Raw genomic sequence first — 16782 nt, forward strand, 5'->3', positions numbered from 1 at the left:
GATGCGAAAGCGCCGATCGCCCGGCATGCGATAGGCCTGCGCGTGGGCGGGGCGTTGCATTGGCATTCGATTGACGCGACCCAATTGCCTGACTAAAGTCAGACATCATGTCTTTCGACGCCGTCGCTCGTGTTCGCCGCTTCAACCGTGCCGTTACCTCGGAGGTCGGGGCGCTCGATACGTCTTTTCTCGGGCGCGGGCGGCCGCTTGGTTCGGCGCGGGTGCTGAACGCCATCGGGCATGGGCGCGGCGATGTCGGGGAACTCCGCGATTATCTCGGGCTCGATTCCGGGCTGATGAGCCGGCTGCTGCGCGGCCTCGAGGAGGAGGGGCTGGTCGAGACGGTGCCGCAGACGGGCGATGCGCGGCGGCGGATCGCGCGGCTGACCGCGGCGGGTGAAGCCGAATTCGAAGCCTATGAGACGATCTCCGACGCGCAGGCCGCGGCGCTGCTCCAGCGCGATCCCCATGCCGAGAGCCTGCTCGCGGCGATGGATCGCGTCGCGGTGGCGCTCGGGCGCGCGCGGATCACGATCGAGGAACAGGACCCGCGTGGCCCCGCCGCGCGCGTCTGCCTCGAACGCTATTATGCGGAGCTGGCGCGCCGCTTCGAGCAGGGCTTCGACGTCGCGCGCTCGCGCGATCCCGACGCCGCCGACATGGTCCGCCCGCGCGGCGCGTTCCTTCTTGCGATGCTGGATGGCGGCCCGCTCGGCTGCGTCGGTCTCAAGGGGCAGGGCGGCGAGATGGGCGAGATCAAGCGGCTCTGGGTCGCCGAGGCCGCGCGCGGCTTCGGCCTCGCCCGGCTTCTGATGCAGGCGGCGGAGAATGCGGCGCGCGAGATCGGCATCGGCGTGCTCCGCCTCGACACAAACCGCGCGCTGCCCGAGGCGCGGCGGCTCTATGAGACCAGCGGCTGGACCGAGATCCCGCGCTTCAATGACGATCCCTATCCGGACGCTTTCTTCGAGAAGCGGTTCTGACGCGCCGTCTCGCCACCTCCCCGCATTGCCGCTAGGCTCGCCGCAACAAGAGAGGGAGGACATCATGTCGGATCTGCCGAGTTTCGATCTTTCGGGCCGCGTCGCGCTCGTCACCGGCGCCGCGCGCGGGCTCGGGCGGGCAATCGCGCTGGGGCTGGCCGCTCATGGCGCCGATGTGGCGATCGGGCTGCGCGATGCCGAGGCGGATGGCGGCCTCGCCGCCGAAATCGAGGCGATGGGGCGGCGGGCGATGCGCCTGCCCATGGATGTGATGGACCTTCCCGCCTGCTATGCGGCGGTCGACGACGTGCTGACCGCCTTCGGCAAGATCGACATCCTGGTCAACAATGCCGGCGGCGGCGTCGGCTCGGCCCTCATCGATTCGAGCGAGCAGGAGTTCGACTTCACGGTCGATTTCAACGTCAAGTCGAGCTTCTTCCTGACGCAATATGTCGGCCGCGCCATGATCGCGCGCGGACGCGGCGGCTCGATCGTCAATATGGGCTCGCAGGCGGGCGCCATCGCGCTGCCGGGTGAAGGCATCTACTGCCTCGCCAAGGCGGCGGTCGCGCATATGACGAAGTGCTTTGCCGTCGAATGGGGCGAGCACAATGTGCGCGTCAATTGCGTCGCGCCGACCTTCATCCGCACCGACGGCACGGCGAAGATGCTGTCGGACCCCGTGTTCCATGCCGATGTGATCCAGCGCATCGCCGCGCTGCACCGCATCGGCGAGCCGAAGGAGGTCGCCGGCGCCGTCGTCTTCCTCGCCTCGGACGCGGCCTCCATGGTCACCGGCCAGACGCTGCTCGTCGACGGCGGCTGGACGGCGCGGTAGCGGCGGGCGGCGCGCGATCCGATTCTTGCGCGCAGCGGCAAATAGCGCTTGAAAAATTGCCGGCGCCGGCTCATGGCTCCCGCCATTCGCGCCGTTGCGGCGCTTTGCCCCACATCCGGTGGCTTCCTTCGACCTGCCCGGGGCAGATCGGTGGCGGAGCCGTCGGCAGGAGTCCATCGATGTCCTCACCCGCCGCCGCCGCGCGCTATTCCGGCGCCGCCCCTGCCAATCCGCGTTCGCGCGTCATCCTGGCGAGCCTCGTCGGCACGACGATCGAGTTCTACGATTTCTACGTCTATGCGACGGCGGCGGTGCTGGTGTTCCCGCACCTCTTCTTCCCGGCCGGTAATCCGACGACGGCGCTGCTCGCCTCCTTCGCCATCTTCGGCGCCGCGATGGTCGCCCGCCCGCTTGGCGCGATCTTCTTCGGCCATCTCGGCGACAAGCGCGGCCGCAAGATCACCCTCGTCGGCGCGCTGCTCACCATGGGCATCGCGACCTTCCTGATCGGCTGCCTGCCGACCTATCCGAGCGTCGGCTGGTTCGCGCCGTTGTTCCTCGTCATCCTCCGTCTCGCCCAGGGCTTCGCGCTCGGCGGCGAGTGGAGCGGCGCGGCGCTGGTCGCGACCGAGAACGCGCCCGAGGGCAAGCGCGCCGTGTTCGGCACCTTCCCGCAGCTCGGCGCGCCGATCGGCTTCATCATCGCCAACGGCCTCTTCCTGGTCATCGCCTGGCTGCTGCCCTCCGAGGATCCGACGCGGCCGTCCGACGCCTTCCTCGCCTGGGGCTGGCGCATTCCGTTCCTGTTCTCGGCGGTCATGGTCATCGTCGGCCTCTGGGTCCGCCTGCATCTGGTCGAGAGCGCGGCCTTCGAGAAGACGGTGAATAGCGGCAAGGTGCAGAAGGTTCCGCTCGCCGCAGCCTTCAAGTTGCATTGGCGCGAACTGATCCTCGGCACATTCTACATGCTGGCGACCTATGTCCTCTTCTACCTGATGACGACGTTCTCGCTCTCCTATGGCCGCGCCGCCGTGGACGCGAAGCTGCCGGGCCTTGGCTACAATTATACGACCTTCGTCATGATGATGATCTTCGGCGTCATCTTCTTCGGCATCTTCACGCTGGTCTCTGGCCCCTATGCGGACCGCCATGGCCGCCGCAAGACGCTGATCTGGGTCACGCTCGGCATCATCCTGTTCGGCCTCCTCTGGGTGCCGATGCTGTCGGCCGGCACGATCGGCGTCGTCGCCTGGCTGGTGCTCGGCTTCACGCTGATGGGCCTGACCTTCGGCCCGATGGGCGCGCTGCTGCCCGAGCTCTTCCCGGCCAATGTCCGCTACACCGGCTCGGGCGTCTCCTACAATGTCTCGTCGATCCTCGGCGCCGCCGTCGCGCCGTTCATCGCCGTGGCGCTGTGGAGCTATGGCGGCGGCAGCCCGTTCTATGTCGGGCTCTATCTCTCGGCCATGGCCGTGCTGACGCTGATCGCGCTGCTGCTGGGCAAGGAAACCAAGCACGTCGACATCGAGGCGTGAGAGCTTCCAGGAGCCGTTCGGCGCGTCGTTGAAGCGCCGAAGGGCTCCCGGGCCCGTCGACCTTCAGGGTTCTTGGCTTCGTCAGACACCAGGCCGGTGTCAATGCCGGGCTCGACCCGGCAATCCAGACTTGCGGTCCGTGCCAGAGCCAAAGCCTCGGAAAGTCTGGGTGGCCGGGTCAAGCCCGGCCACGACAGAATCCCGGTGGCGGTGACCGGGCGCATGAAGGTTTGACCAAGCCTTAATGTCGACCCGTCCTAGCCGGCGGCGATGAAGGCCGCCGCGCGGGCGACGTGGTGGTCCATGTGGGTCTTGGCCGCGAGCGATACCCAGTCCCGCGCCGTCGTCTGCGCCAGCGTCCCATCTTCCTGCGCCGTGAAGATCTCGACCTGGCTCGCCAGGATCTCGACCTGCAGGGCGGCATAGGCGTCCTTGTCGCGCGTGCAGCGCCGCCGTGCCTCGGCCAGCCATTCGGCGGCCAGCGCCAGATCGCTCGTCGCCGCATAGGTCAGCGCCAGGACGCGGGCGATGGCCGCCTCCCAGCACGGGTCGCCGAGCTGGCAGCTGAGCGCATAGGCTTCCTCGAGCAGCGGCCGCAACGCCTCCGGATCGCGGCCCTGCCGCAGCCGCGTCTCGCCGAGCACCGCGACCGGCCACGGGCGGAACGCCAGCCAGCGCTGCGCCTCCACCACCTTCATGCATTCGGCGAGCCAGCGATCGGCTTCGTCCAGCCGTCCGGCACCGAGCAGGCCCCAGGCGCCGAGACCGAGCGACCAGGCTTCCCGATGGCGGTTCTTGGCCGAGCGGGCATGGTCGAGCGACAGCGCATAATGCGCGAGACCTTCGTCCGTCCGGCCCCAATCGACCAGATTGAAGCCGATGACGGCGTGGATACCGGCGAGCCTGTCGGGATCGCGCGTGAATTCGCTCGCCGTCGCCAGATAGCCGGCGGCGGAGGGTCGCCGCCCCGCCATGGCCTCGACATAGCCGAGTTCGCGAAAGGCCGAGGCGGCGAGGCCCTCATAGCCGGACTGGCGGGAAAGCTCGGTGCTCTGGCGCAGCAGCACGGAGCCTTCGTCGTCATAGCCGCGGACGGAATGCACCAGCGCGGTCCCCAGTTCGAACGTCGCGCTGGCGAGGAGATAGGTGTCGCCCGCCTTTTCGGCGTCATAGGCGGCGCGGCGCAGGCAATCGATGCCCGCATCGGTCGCGCCGGCCGACAGCGCGGCGAGGCCGGATTGCATCAGCGACTGGACGAAGGTGACGGCCGAAATGCCGGCCGGCGGCGAGGACACGGTCCGCCGGGCGGCGCTGCGCAGCGCCGCCGAGGGCTTCACACCCAGCTCGTCGGCGAAGACGGCCTCGGTCGCCTCGACATGCCGGAGCGCCGCCTCATAGCGTCCCGCGCAGGCCAGGCTCTTCACCAGCAGGACATGGGCGCTCTCATTATAGGGATCGCGCCGCGCGCCGAGTTCGGCCAGGCGCACGGCGCGGCCATGATCGCCGACCGCGATGGCCGCGATGGCATCGCGGCGGATCCGGGCGTCGATGACGCCCGCAATGCGCTCCCGCTCCACCAGCAGCCAGGTCGAGAATTCAGGGCTGCAGCGCGGCTCGACGCCGCCGAGCAGCGGTCCGGCCTGCTCGACATCGAAATCGGCCTCGTCCACCCGGCGGATGTCGATCGTGATCCCGTCCGGAAAATCCCGCTCGATCGGATCGCCGCGCAGGCATTGCGAGGTGTCGAGCGCCTTGCGCAGCGAAGCGAGGCACCAGCGCAGCGCGCCGAGCGGATCGGCCGTTTCGGGAAAGAGCTCTTCGGCGAGGCGGCGGCGGTCGAGCGGCGCGCGCGCCAGCATGACCCGCGCGAGCAGCGCCCAGGCCTGATAGCCGCGAACGGGCTGGCTGCGCCCTTCGGCGTCGAGGATGGCGGGCTCGCCGAGCAGGCGGATCATCCGGGTCATGCGAAAGCCTCCGAAACCGATCGGCATTCCGTTCGAGCAACACGGCGACCGTGTGACGGAGCGTTGGACGGAAAGCGCCGGTAAAATCCGCTGCCTGCGCGCGCCGTCCAACGCCCGGCGTAGAATTTGGCAGGGTCAGCCAACAAAAGGAACCTTACCCATGCCAACCTATATCATCGAACGCGAGATCCCCGGAGCGGACAAGCTGAGCCCCTCCGAGCTCAGCGAGATCGCCGCCAAGTCGAACGAGGTCGTGAGCGGCCTCGATGTTCCCTATCGCTGGATCACAAGCTATGTCGCCGGCGACAAGATCTACTGCGTGCATGAGGCGCCGAGCGCGGAGATCATCCGCCGGCACGCCCATGAGGCGGGATTTCCGGCGAACCGCGTCACCGAGCTCGCCGCGCAGATCGATCCCTCGACGGCCGGCTGAACGCACCGCCTCGAGACCACACGCGTTTCAACGGATGCGCCGCAACGGGACCGGGCAGCCTCGCTGCGCGGCGTCGCGGGCATCCGCTTCCAGACAGGAACTCCAGAATGACGAGCCGATTTCGAATGATACACCTTGCTGCAGGCCTTCTCCTTGCCGCCACGGCGGCACCGGCTCTGGCGGGCAGCGCCAATCCGCTGGCCGACAAGGTCCGCATGGCCAATGCGCGCTTTCAGGATGTCGCGGCCGCGACCGACGAGGGCTATGCGCCGATCCCCTGCGCCAGCGGAATCGAGGGCGGCGCGATGGGCATCCACTATGTCAACGCCGCCTATATCAAGGACGATGTCATCGACCTCGCGAGGCCCGAGGCGGTGATGTACGAGCCGAAGGCCGATGGATCGCTCGAACTGGTCGCGGTCGAATACATCACCGCCAAGGGACCGGCCTCGCTCGAAGACCATCTCTTCAGCTTCACCGGCGCGCCGAACCGCTATGGCCTCGGCCCGTTCTACGAGCTGCATGTCTGGGCCTGGAAACCGAACCCGAATGGCACCTTCGCCGACATGAACCCGGACGTCTCCTGCGACGCCGCGGGCGGGCACGACCACTAGCCGCTCATATGGAGGCTGCCGCATCCGCGGCAGCTTCCGTCGAAACGAAGGGCGGGCGGTGCTATGGTCCGGGCGATTCAGATCCGAACCGGACGTTCGCTTCATGACCGACATTCGCGTCGCCGACGCCCAGCGCGGCAACCTCACGGATCGCTACGCGCCGTCGTGGCTGAAGCCCTATGCGCGGCTGGCGCGCTGGGACCGGCCGATCGGCTGGTGGCTGCTGCTGCTGCCCTGCTGGTGGTCGGCGGCACTGGCGAGCGTCGCGGCGGGCGCGGCGCTGCCGAATATCGGGCATCTCGTGCTGTTCTTCATCGGCGCGGTCGCCATGCGCGGCGCCGGCTGCACCTATAACGACATCGTCGATCGCGACCTCGACGCCGGCGTGGCGCGAACCCGCTCGCGGCCGATCCCGAGCGGCGCGGTCTCTGTCCGCGCGGCGAAGATCTTCCTGCTGGTGCAGGCGCTGGTCGGCCTCGCCGTGCTGCTTTCCTTCAACCGCTTCACGATCCTGCTCGGCATCGCCTCGCTCGGCGTGGTCGCGGCCTATCCCTTCATGAAGCGGATCACCGACTGGCCACAGAGCGTGCTCGGCCTCGCCTTCTCCTGGGGCGCGCTGATGGGCTGGGCGGCCTGGTATGGCGCGCTCGCCTGGCCGCCGATCCTGCTCTATGCCGGCGGCGTCGCCTGGACGATCGGCTATGACACGATCTACGCGCTGCAGGACAAGGAGGACGACGCCATCATGGGCGTTCGCTCCACCGCGCGCCTCTTCGGCGATCGCGCGCCGTTCTATGTCGGCCTGTTCTATGCGGTCGCGACGCTCTTCTTCGCCGCCGCCTTCTGGACGGCCGGCGTCGGCTGGATCGCCTGGGCGGGGCTGGCGCTCGGCGCGCTGCAGCTCATGGTCCAGGTCCGCTCGATCGACGTCAACAATGGCGAGGAAGCGCTGCGGCTGTTCAAATCGAACCGCAGTTTCGGCCTCGTCCTGTTCCTCGGGCTGGTGCTCGACGGGCTGTTCTGAGCGCGCATTGCTCGGGCGGGGAGGGCGGGCCGAAGGTCCGTAGCCGTCTTCGTCCGGCCTCCGTCGTCCGGCCATGACTGGCAAGCCCTCGCGTTCCGTGCCAGATCTGTCGGTGACGCTGCGCGTCGGTTCGGGGACAAGGCATGACGGCGATCCTTCAGGATATCGGCGCGATCCTGTTCGTGCTGGCGCTCGGCTATGTCGCCGGCAAGCGCGAAGCCTTCACGCAGGATCAGGCGGCCGGCTTCAACAAGCTGGTGCTCGATTTCTGCCTGCCGGCCGTGCTCTTCGTCTCGATCGTCAAATCGACGCGCGAGGAGCTCCTGTCCGACGGGACGCTGCTCTATCTCTCGCTCGGCGTGCTGGTCGGCTGGTATGCCGTCGCCTTCGGCGTGGCGCGCCTCGTCTTCCATCGCACGAGCCGCGAGGCGGGCGTTGCGGGCCTCTCCGCGGCGGCGCCCACGGTCGGCTTTCTCGGCCTTGCCGTCCTGTCGCCGCTCTATGGCGGCGCGGCGGCGCTCAGCGTCGCCGTCATGGCGCTGGTCGTCAATGTCGTGCAGGTGCCGCTCGGCATGTTCTTCGTCGCCTCGACGGGGTCGAAGCCGGGCGCGGCCGTCGTGAGCGCGATGAAGGAGCCGGTCGTCCTGGCCCCGCTCATCGCCGTTTTGCTGGTGCTGGCCGGCATCCGCGTGCCCGAAATGCTGCTGCCGCCGCTGGCGCTGATCGGCCACGCCAATTCCGGCCTCGCCGTCTTCGCGGCCGGCGTGGTGCTCTCGGCACACAAGGCGACGTTCGATCGCGAGGTGCTCTGGAACGCCGGCGTCAAGATGGTGCTGATGCCCGCCACCATGCTGGCGGCGGCGCTCTTCTTCGGCGTCAGGGGCGATAATCTGCAGCAGATCGTGCTGCTCTCGGCGCTGCCGCCGGCCTTTACCGGGGCGGTGGTCGCCGGACGATTCCAGACCTATGTCGCGCCGGCCTCGTCGACGCTGATCGTCGGCGCGCTGTCATTCGCCGCCGCCGCGCCGTTCTGGATCTGGCTGGCGCGCATTTTCGGCGGCTGATTTAGGGGTCCCCGCCCGTCAGTCGCGGGCGATGATCTCGCGGCCTGCGAGGACGCCGCCTTCGGTGTTGAAGCCGGTCTTGCGGCGCTTCAGGAAGCGCGGGCGGCGCTTGGTCAGCGAGGCGACGGTGCGGCGCGCCTTGACCTCACCGACAACGACGCTGCCGACCTTGGACAGCGCCTCGCGGATCGTGCCGTCGCCCTCGACGACCAGGAGCGGCAGGCCGAGCGCCTTGCCCCAGGCCTGCCAGTCGGCGGCGATGTCCTCGGCGTCGCCGAGATCCTCGCGCGAGACCAGCGGGATCGACATGGCCGGATCGCGATGCATCAGCTCGACGACCGTGCGGATCTCGTCGGTCACCGGATCGACGCTCATGCGCACCGCGACGCCGCGGAAGGCCGAGAGCGGGCAGGCGACGGTGGCGTCGATGCCGGCGAGCGGGCGCTTCATGACGACGCGTTCGCGGTCGAGCACCACCGAGGCGACGACGGGGCGGGACGGTCCCTGGACAGGGGTCGAGAAGCGCACCGGAAGGCTCTTCGGGTCGAGCCGGATGTCACGGTTCGTCGCGTTGAGATTGGCTGCCTGCATCATGATCTTCGCCTCTTCCGTCCGGTTAACGAGGTCCTAACGCACTGTTTGGAACAGGCCGGTCTCTCGTCTCGTTGAAGCGAAAATGCCATACGGCAGGCCGATTTCCCCTTAAGGAAGATGGTTAAGATTGTCCGGTTCGCAGTAGGGTTAGCAGGCGGTCACCGGATAGGGTTGACGGGAGGTTAGGGGCGGGGGAGTCGATGGCTCCGGTCTCGAGAGGCGTCATCGCCCGGTAGGCGGTTCTCGACATTTGGCAAGCCGGGAGGCGCCATCCGCCCCGGCGTGAGCGTCCTCACGGCGCTCGATGCGGGGCTCATCCCTGCAATCGTGGAGGTAGCCTCCAGATTTGCGAGGATGATTGGTGTGGTCACGGTTCGGTTGGCTGTCTGGGTTCAACGCACGAGATCGCGCGGCCCAAGCGTTCTCAGATAGTCCGGCGCCAGCGGGTCGATCGGCCGAGCGGCCATGTCAGTTGCTCGTGATCCCAGTGCAGACGATTGAAGCCGACCGGTATGCGAGCAGCTAGTGCCGAGTGCGGGCCGTCCGTGATGAAGGTCTGGAAGTCGAAGAACAGCTCGCCTTCGGTATCTTCGTCACCGGCCCAGGCGCAGACGCCACCTTCGGTCAGCAGGCCGTAGATTCCGGTCGAACTCCGGATCTGGACGAAGCGGACGCCACGAATCCGGCAGAAGCGCTCGATATCCCACTTCATTGTACCATCGATACGGAAGCCTTCATCAAAGAATGCCAAGCGACCAGCGCCGGAAAAGCCCCTGTGGCAATCTGCATTCTCAATTTGAATATAGAAGACCCGGTCCAACGCGGAGACCGTTTGGAGGAAACCGAACTCGATCGAGGCTCCCGATCCGTAGAACCAGATCATTTCCGAGTTCGCCCCGCGGGGCCGGTTGAATCCATCGGCCACGCCAAACGCCTGGACGATGTCCGCCCGCGTGGAACCGATGCCGATCGGCCCGATCTTTCCCGTCCTGAGGAAATCCGACAGTCGGACGTGAATGCGCCCCCGGTCCGCCCGCACCTAAACCACCTTCCCCGGATTGAGGATGCCGTTCGGGTCGAGGGCCTGCTTGATCGATCGCATCATCGCCATTGCGACCTCGCCCTTGACGGCGGGGAGTTCGTCGCGTTTCAGGCGGCCGATGCCGTGTTCCGCCGAGATCGAGCCGTGATAGCGGCCGACAATGCCGTGCACGACGTGGTTCATCTCCGACCAGCGCGCGAGATAGGCTTCCTTGTCGGCGCCGATCGGCTGCGAGACGTTGAAGTGGATGTTGCCATCGCCGAGATGGCCGAAGGGCACCGGGCGGCAGCCGGGAACCATCGCTTCCACCGCAGCGATCGCCTCGGCGAGGAATTCCGGCACGCGGGCGATCGGCACGGAAACGTCGTGCTTGATCGAGCCGCCCTCCGGCTTCTGCGCCTCGCTCATGCCGTGGCGGATGTGCCAGAACGCCTTCCGGTCCGCGAGCGACTGCGCGATCGCCGCATCGCTCACCACGCCCGCCTCGAAGGCCGTGCCGAGCACATCCTCCATGGTTGCGCGCGCGGCCTCGTCGCTATGGCCCGACGCGATCTCGATCAGCACATACCAGGGCGAGGGCTCGGCGAGCGGATCGCGCGTACCGGCGAGATGCTTGAGCGTGAAGTCCATGCCGATGCGCGGCATCAGCTCGAAGCCGGTCAGTTCGTGGCCCGCGCGATCGCGCGCGAGGTTGAACAGCGCCAGCGCCGCGGCGGGATCGGCGACGGCGGCGAAGGCGGCGGCCTCGCCCTTGGGGCGGGGAAAGAGCTTGAGCACAACGGCGGTGACGACGCCGAGCGTGCCCTCGCCGCCGATGAAGAGCTGCTTCAGATCGTAGCCGGTATTGTCCTTGCGAAGGCTCCCGAGACCCTCCCAGATGCGCCCATCCGCCAGCACGACCTCGAGCCCGAGCACCAGCTCGCGCATATTGCCATAGGCAAGGACGGCGGTGCCGCCGGCATTGGTCGAGACATTGCCGCCGATGCGGCAGGAACCCTCCGAACCGAGCGAGAGCGGGAAGAGCCGGCCGGCCGCCTCGGCCGCCGCCTGCACGTCGGCGAGGATGGCGCCGGCCTCCACGGTCATCGAATAGCCCTCGGCGTCGACGGCGCGGATCTTCGTCAGCCGGTCGAGCGAGAGCACGATCTCGGTGCCGCTCTGGTCGGGAACCTGGCCGCCGACGAGGCCGGTATTGCCGCTCTGCGGCACGATGGCGACGCGGTGTTCGTTGGCGAGCGCGAGGATCTGAGACACCTCCTCGCGCGTGCCGGGACGCAGCACCAGCGGCGTCTTGCCGGGGAAACGGTCGCGCCATTCGGTGCGATAGGGCTCGGTCGCGGCATCGTCGGTGAGCGCATGAGCGGGGCCGACGATGGCGGCAAAGCGGGCGAGCAGGTCAGGCGTGGGGGCGTTCAGCATGGCGGCGGCAGATTAGCGCCGCCGCGGCCGTGGTCAAATCGGGGGCGTCCCCGTCCCCACGCGATGGCGGGGACGGGGACCGAGCGTGCCATCAGCGGCAGGTCTGCCCGGGCGGGCAGTTGCTGCGATTGCGATGCGCGGGTGCATTGCGGTTCCGCTCGTTCTGTGGCCGCGCATTCTGTGGCCGGTTCTGCGGGCGGGCGTTTTGCTGCCGGCTTTCGGGCCGGGCGTTCTGCGGCCTGTTCTGCGGCCGCGCGTTTTGCTGTCCGTTCTGCGGCCGTGCATTCTGCGGCCTGTTCTGGGGCCGGGCGTTCTGCGGCCGGTTTTGCGGCCGCGCATTATGCTGCCGGTTCTGGGGCCGTGCGTTCTGCGGCCGGTTCTGAGGGCGAGCATTTTGCGGCCGGTTCTGTGGCCGGGCATTTTGTGGCCGATTCTGGGGCCTTGCATTCTGCTGACGGTTCTGTGGCCGCGCGTTCTCGTTCCGCCTCTGCTGTGGCCGCGCATTCTGGTTCGGCCGCTGGGGCCGGGCCTGTTCGCCGCGCTCCCGGTTCTGCCGGTTCTGGGCATTCGGGCGGTTCGGTCGCTCCGGACGCGCCTGGGGCCGCTCCGGCCTTGCGTTCGGCCGTTCCGGCCGTGCCGCGGGGCGCTCCGGACGCGCATTCGGGCGGTCCGGCCGTCCGGGACGATCGGGTCTCGCATTGGGGCGATCGGGCCGCACGTTCGGACGATCGGGCCGGCTCGCCGGGCGGTCCGGCCGCCAGGCGCCGGGCGGCGGGCGATAGCCGGGGCGGTTGCCGCTCCAGTTGTTGTTGCCGTTGTTGATATTGATGTTGTTGACGTTATTGACGTTGTTGTTCACCCAGACCTGGTTCCAGCCGGTATTGCCCCAGCCGCGATTGTTCCAGCCCCAGCGATTGTTCCAGGTCGATCCGACGATCACGCCCGTGGTAAAGAGAAGCGCGCCGCTCGCCACCGGCGTGGTGAAGACCGTGGCCGGATTGTAGACGGGAACATAGATCCGCTCCGGGTTTGCCGGCGCGATATAGATGATCTGCGCCGGGCCGCCACCGCCACCGCCGCCACCCGTCGCGACCGCTGGTTCCTCGCGGACGGTCACGGTCTGCTGCGGCGTCGTCTTGAGGTTGCCGACGTCATAGGCCTTGGCGCGCAGCATCTGGATGACGGTCGCGACGTCGCCCGGCTGCTGCACGAAGGCGGTGCCGAGCGATTCCGTCCAGTCGAGATGGTCGTTCAGCATCTCGATGACATCGGGAAAGCGCAGCAGCGCCAGGACGGCGGCATCGAGATGCAACTCGTCCGCGCTCGAGAAATCACCCTTCTTGGCCGCCTCGGGATTGTCGAACAGCCAGTGCTCGGCGTGGATGAGCTGCAGCGGGTCGGTGCTCGCCGGCAGGATCAGCGCCAGCAGCGTATCGGGGAAAAGCGCGATCGGCGCGAAGAGATATTCGAGCTCGTCGAACGTATAGTTGCGTACGGCGGCCGGGCGCTGCGGCGCGGCCGGTTCCGCCGGGCTCGCCGCGCCGGTCTCGGCCGGCGCTGCCGCAGGCGCGGGCTCCAGGGCGGGCGCAGGCTTGGCGAGCGTGTCCGCGAATGCGGGGTAGAGGATCGTCGTCCACAGGAAGAGCGCGGCGACGCCGGCACGCGAATAGCGTCCGGTGCCCCACCAGCCCTTCTCGTCCGAGTATCGGTCCGCCATGGCGGCCTCCCTTCGCAAGATCATCATCGCCGAGTGCTATCGCGATGAGGCAGCGGCTGGAAGCGGAAGCGCGGTCAGGGGCGCCTTTTGCATGAAATTTGGGACGCTGAGCCAAGTTCTGACACGCCTGACCTGGTCGATCGCACCGCATAATGCTGTCGGAAATCGGGCCGGCGTCGGCAGCACATCTGCGGTCCGCAATCACCCGCTCGGAGAACGCCGTTCAGCAAGAGTGATGGCCTAGCGGCGGCCATTGCCTTGAAGCTGAAAATCGGCTGTGTCATAGGGTGCCGCCTGCGCATGCGACAAGGGGATAAAGCGGCATGGAGTCGACCGGCGGATTGATGAAGGGCAAGCGCGGGCTGATCATGGGCCTCGCGAACAACCGATCGATCGCCTGGGGCATCGCCAAGGCCTGCCGCGACCAGGGCGCCGAGCTCGCCTTCACCTATCAGGGCGATGCGCTCAAGAAGCGCGTCGAGCCGCTCGCCGAGGAAGTCGGCGGCATCGTGGTCGGCCATTGCGACGTCTCGGACGGCGCTTCGATCGACGCCGCCTTCGCCGAACTCGGCAAACACTGGGACAGCCTCGATTTCCTCGTCCACGCGATCGGCTTCTCCGACAAGGATGAGCTGACCGGGCGCTATGTCGATACGACCGAAGGCAATTTCACCAAGACGATGCTGATCTCGGTCTATTCGCTGACCGCGGTGACGCAGCGCGCCGAGAAGCTGATGACCAATGGCGGCTCGATCCTGACGCTGACCTATTACGGCGCCGAGAAGGTGATGCCGAACTACAACGTCATGGGCGTCGCGAAAGCCGGCCTCGAGGCAAGCGTCAAATATCTCGCCGTCGACCTCGGTCCGAAGAACATCCGCGTCAACGCGATCTCGGCCGGTCCGATCAAGACGCTGGCGGCCTCCGGCATCGGCGATTTCCGCTACATCCTGAAGTGGAACGAATATAACGCGCCGCTGCGCCGGACCGTGACGATCGAGGAAGTCGGCGATGCCGGCGTCTATTTCCTCTCCGATCTTTCCCGCGCCGTGACCGGCGAAGTCCAGCATGTCGATTCGGGCTATCACGTCGTCGGCATGAAGGCCGTCGACGCGCCGGACATTTCCGTCGTCAAAGATTAAGCGGGCCTGCGGAGCAGCGATCGTGCCGACTCTCGTCTTCATCCGGCACGGCGAGACCGACTGGAATGCCGAAGGCCGCTTCCAGGGCCAGCAGGATATCCCGCTGAATGCGCGGGGGCGCGGCCAGGCGCGCCGCAATGGCCGCGTGCTGGCCGAGAACCTGCCGCAGGCGGCCGGGTATGATTTCGTCGCCAGCCCGCTGAAGCGCACGCGCGAGACCATGGAGATCCTGCGCGGCGCCATGGGCCTTGAGCCCGCGGAGTATCGCCTCGATCCCATCCTGAAAGAGATCACCTTCGGCGACTGGGAAGGCTTCACCGGCGCCGAGCTGAAGGCCAACTGGCCGGACCGCGTCGTGGCGCGCGAGGCGGACAAATGGGGCTTCACCCCGCCCGCCGGCGAGAGCTATGCCATGCTGTCCGAGCGCATTGCGCGCTGGCTCGATACGGTCGACCGGCCGACGGTCGTCGTCTCGCATGGCGGCGTGTGCCGCGTGCTGCAGGGCCTGCTGCTCGGCCTCGGGCCGGAGCGAACCCCGATGCTGGATATCCCGCAGGATCGCTTCATGATCTGGGACGGCAAGGACGCGATCTGGGTCTGAAATCCCCCTTCAAACGAAACGGCGCCCGGTGGGGTCACCCGGGCGCCGCTTTCGGAGGTCGGTCCGATTTTCCCGAACCGTTCGCTCGGGACCGTCAGGGCTGGTCGCTCGCCGCGCCGCCCATGCAATCGCAGGGTTCGAAGGTGCGAACGCCCTGGGCGTTGCCGAAATAGCCGACGCCGATGGTCTCGCCCGGCACCAGTTCGCGCACGACCTCATGGTCGGAGAACAGGAAGCTGCGGCCGTCGACCAGCACCACCATGCCGACGTCGGGATTGACGCTCGCCACCGTGCCGCCGGTGCGCCCGGAGGCCAGCGCGGGCCCTGTTGCGCAGAGCGCGGCGATTGCTCCGGCGATGATAAGGTTGCGCATGGCATTTCTCCCGTCACGTCTTCTCGCAGGCCCGCCGGGCCCGCCGCTTGCCGAGACAATTGGGATCCGGAATACGGCTTGCAATAGGCGGTTGGTGATCAGACTGTTCACAGTCATGTGACTGTTGGATAAACTGAAGATAGCGTTGCTTATTATCAACAGACCGCGATCTCTTGCAACATGAAAGGAGCCCGCCGTGCGACGGCCGCGAGGCCGTAAGCGGCACGCGGCACTATCCTTCAAAGCCGACAGACACTAGAACCGCATGCGCTGCCGCTTCCCGTCCCGTTCTGGCGGGGGAGGGCGTGTTCCAGCCGGGATTCTCGTCATGTCGCACAACACATTCGGCCATCTCTTCCGCGTCACGACCTGGGGCGAAAGCCACGGACCGGCGCTCGGCGCGGCCGTCGATGGCTGCCCGCCGCGGATCGAGATTTCCGAAGCCGAGATCCAGACCTGGCTCGACAAGCGGAAGCCTGGCCAGTCACGCTTCACCACGCAGCGCCGTGAGGCGGACGAAGTGAAGATCCTCTCCGGCGTGATGCCGCAGGAGGACGGAAGGCTGCTCACCACCGGCACGCCGATCGCGCTCGAGATCCAGAACACGGATCAGCGCTCCAAGGACTATGGCGACATCAAGGATCGGTACCGGCCGGGCCATGCCGACTATGCCTATGACGTCAAATATGGCATCCGCGACTATCGCGGCGGCGGCCGTTCCTCGGCGCGCGAGACCGCGGCCCGCGTCGCAGCCGGGGCGATCGCGCGCAAGGTCGTGCCGGGCGTCTCCGTCCGCGGTGCGCTGGTCCAGGTCGGCCCGCATGCGATCGACCGCAGCCGCTGGAACTGGAACGAGATCGACAACAATCCCTTCTTCTGCCCGGATGCGGAGACCGCGAAGCTCTGGGAGGATTATCTCGACGGCATCCGCAAGGCGGGCTCCTCCGTCGGCGCGGTGATCGAGATCGTCGCCGAGGGCGTTCCGCCGGGCCTCGGCGCGCCGATCTATGGCAAGCTCGACCAGGACATCGCCTCGCTGCTGATGTCGATCAACGCGGTGAAGGGCGTCGAGATCGGAGAGGGCTTCGCCGCCGCCGCGCTGACGGGCGAGGCCAATGCCGACGAGATGCGGATGGGCAATGACGGTAAGCCGCTGTTCCTCTCCAACCACGCCGGCGGCATTCTCGGCGGCATCTCGACCGGCCAGCCGATCGTCGCGCGCTTCGCCGTCAAGCCGACCTCGTCGATCCTGACGCCGCGCCATTCGATCACGGCCGGCGGCGAGGAGGTCGAGGTGATGACCAAGGGTCGCCACGATCCCTGCGTCGGCATCCGCGCGGTTCCGATCGGCGAGGCCATGGTCGCCTGCGCGATCGCAGATCACTACTTGCGCAACCGCGGCCAGAACGGCTGAGATAGCGCGGACGGGATATCTGGGG

At 67.6% G+C, this 16782-nt stretch carries 16 protein-coding genes; 10 read left to right on the plus strand and 6 right to left on the minus strand.

What is annotated here, in order from left to right:
• Positions 1 to 107: 107 nt before the first annotated feature.
• The 3 genes from GGR25_RS07630 (at position 108) to GGR25_RS07640 (ending at position 3356) form a co-directional block, all read left to right on the plus strand.
• On the plus strand, positions 108 to 983 hold the full coding sequence (locus GGR25_RS07630; protein WP_183398151.1) for a helix-turn-helix domain-containing GNAT family N-acetyltransferase: 876 nt from the start codon (positions 108 to 110) through the stop codon (positions 981 to 983).
• A gap of 64 nt (positions 984 to 1047) precedes the next feature.
• A complete protein-coding gene (locus tag GGR25_RS07635) occupies positions 1048 to 1821 on the plus strand; it encodes an SDR family NAD(P)-dependent oxidoreductase (protein ID WP_183398152.1) in 774 nt (257 codons plus the stop codon).
• Between the two features lie 179 nt (positions 1822 to 2000).
• Entirely contained in the window at positions 2001 to 3356 is a 1356-nt protein-coding gene (locus GGR25_RS07640; RefSeq protein WP_183398153.1) for an MFS transporter, read from the plus strand.
• A gap of 257 nt (positions 3357 to 3613) precedes the next feature.
• Here GGR25_RS07640 and GGR25_RS07645 read toward each other — a convergent pair whose 3' ends face one another.
• Complete coding sequence (locus tag GGR25_RS07645) at positions 3614 to 5320, minus strand: AfsR/SARP family transcriptional regulator (protein ID WP_183398154.1); 1707 nt, start codon at positions 5318 to 5320, stop codon at positions 3614 to 3616.
• Positions 5321 to 5480: 160 nt separating this feature from the next.
• On the opposite strand from GGR25_RS07645, the gene GGR25_RS07650 reads away from it, so the two are divergent.
• The 4 genes from GGR25_RS07650 (at position 5481) to GGR25_RS07665 (ending at position 8455) form a co-directional block, all read left to right on the plus strand.
• Complete coding sequence (locus tag GGR25_RS07650; RefSeq protein ID WP_183398155.1) at positions 5481 to 5753, plus strand: DUF4242 domain-containing protein; 273 nt, start codon at positions 5481 to 5483, stop codon at positions 5751 to 5753.
• Between the two features lie 125 nt (positions 5754 to 5878).
• Entirely contained in the window at positions 5879 to 6367 is a 489-nt protein-coding gene (locus GGR25_RS07655; RefSeq protein ID WP_183398156.1) for a hypothetical protein, read from the plus strand.
• A 103-nt stretch (positions 6368 to 6470) separates the two neighbouring features.
• A complete protein-coding gene (gene ubiA / locus GGR25_RS07660) occupies positions 6471 to 7391 on the plus strand; it encodes a 4-hydroxybenzoate octaprenyltransferase (protein WP_183398157.1) in 921 nt (306 codons plus the stop codon).
• 143 nt (positions 7392 to 7534) lie between these two features.
• On the plus strand, positions 7535 to 8455 hold the full coding sequence (locus tag GGR25_RS07665) for an AEC family transporter (RefSeq protein ID WP_183398158.1): 921 nt from the start codon (positions 7535 to 7537) through the stop codon (positions 8453 to 8455).
• 18 nt (positions 8456 to 8473) lie between these two features.
• Here the strand turns inward: GGR25_RS07665 and GGR25_RS07670 are convergent, their stop codons facing one another.
• The 4 genes from GGR25_RS07670 to GGR25_RS24920 all read right to left on the minus strand — a co-directional run bounded on the left by GGR25_RS07670 (position 8474) and on the right by GGR25_RS24920 (position 13227).
• Positions 8474 to 9049 carry a DUF6101 family protein gene (locus tag GGR25_RS07670; RefSeq protein ID WP_183398159.1) on the minus strand — a complete coding sequence of 192 codons (576 nt, stop codon included), beginning with the start codon at positions 9047 to 9049 and terminating at the stop codon, positions 8474 to 8476.
• Positions 9050 to 9473: 424 nt separating this feature from the next.
• Positions 9474 to 10088 (minus strand): hypothetical protein, encoded by a 615-nt coding sequence (locus GGR25_RS07675; protein ID WP_183398160.1) that lies wholly within the window; start codon positions 10086 to 10088, stop codon positions 9474 to 9476.
• On the minus strand, positions 10089 to 11510 hold the full coding sequence (locus tag GGR25_RS07680; protein WP_183398161.1) for an FAD-binding oxidoreductase: 1422 nt from the start codon (positions 11508 to 11510) through the stop codon (positions 10089 to 10091).
• Positions 11511 to 11601: 91 nt separating this feature from the next.
• Positions 11602 to 13227: a DUF3300 domain-containing protein gene (locus tag GGR25_RS24920; protein WP_183398162.1), complete on the minus strand. Its 1626-nt coding sequence runs from the start codon at positions 13225 to 13227 to the stop codon at positions 11602 to 11604.
• A gap of 323 nt (positions 13228 to 13550) precedes the next feature.
• Here GGR25_RS24920 and fabI point away from each other — a divergent pair, with 323 nt between their 5' ends.
• Together fabI and GGR25_RS07695 are read left to right on the plus strand one after the other, a co-directional pair.
• Positions 13551 to 14369 (plus strand): enoyl-ACP reductase FabI, encoded by an 819-nt coding sequence (fabI, locus tag GGR25_RS07690; RefSeq protein ID WP_183398163.1) that lies wholly within the window; start codon positions 13551 to 13553, stop codon positions 14367 to 14369.
• A 19-nt stretch (positions 14370 to 14388) separates the two neighbouring features.
• Positions 14389 to 14970, plus strand: a complete 582-nt coding sequence (locus GGR25_RS07695) for a histidine phosphatase family protein (protein ID WP_380146375.1) — start codon at positions 14389 to 14391, stop codon at positions 14968 to 14970.
• A gap of 94 nt (positions 14971 to 15064) precedes the next feature.
• Here GGR25_RS07695 and GGR25_RS07700 read toward each other — a convergent pair whose 3' ends face one another.
• Positions 15065 to 15343 carry a hypothetical protein gene (locus GGR25_RS07700; RefSeq protein ID WP_183398165.1) on the minus strand — a complete coding sequence of 93 codons (279 nt, stop codon included), beginning with the start codon at positions 15341 to 15343 and terminating at the stop codon, positions 15065 to 15067.
• Between the two features lie 328 nt (positions 15344 to 15671).
• Between GGR25_RS07700 and aroC the strand changes: the two genes are divergently transcribed.
• Complete coding sequence (gene aroC, locus GGR25_RS07705) at positions 15672 to 16757, plus strand: chorismate synthase (protein ID WP_183398166.1); 1086 nt, start codon at positions 15672 to 15674, stop codon at positions 16755 to 16757.
• Positions 16758 to 16782 lie beyond the last annotated feature (25 nt).

It is taken from the genome of Kaistia hirudinis (assembly GCF_014196455.1).
In the GTDB taxonomy this organism is placed as follows: domain Bacteria; phylum Pseudomonadota; class Alphaproteobacteria; order Rhizobiales; family Kaistiaceae; genus Kaistia; species Kaistia hirudinis.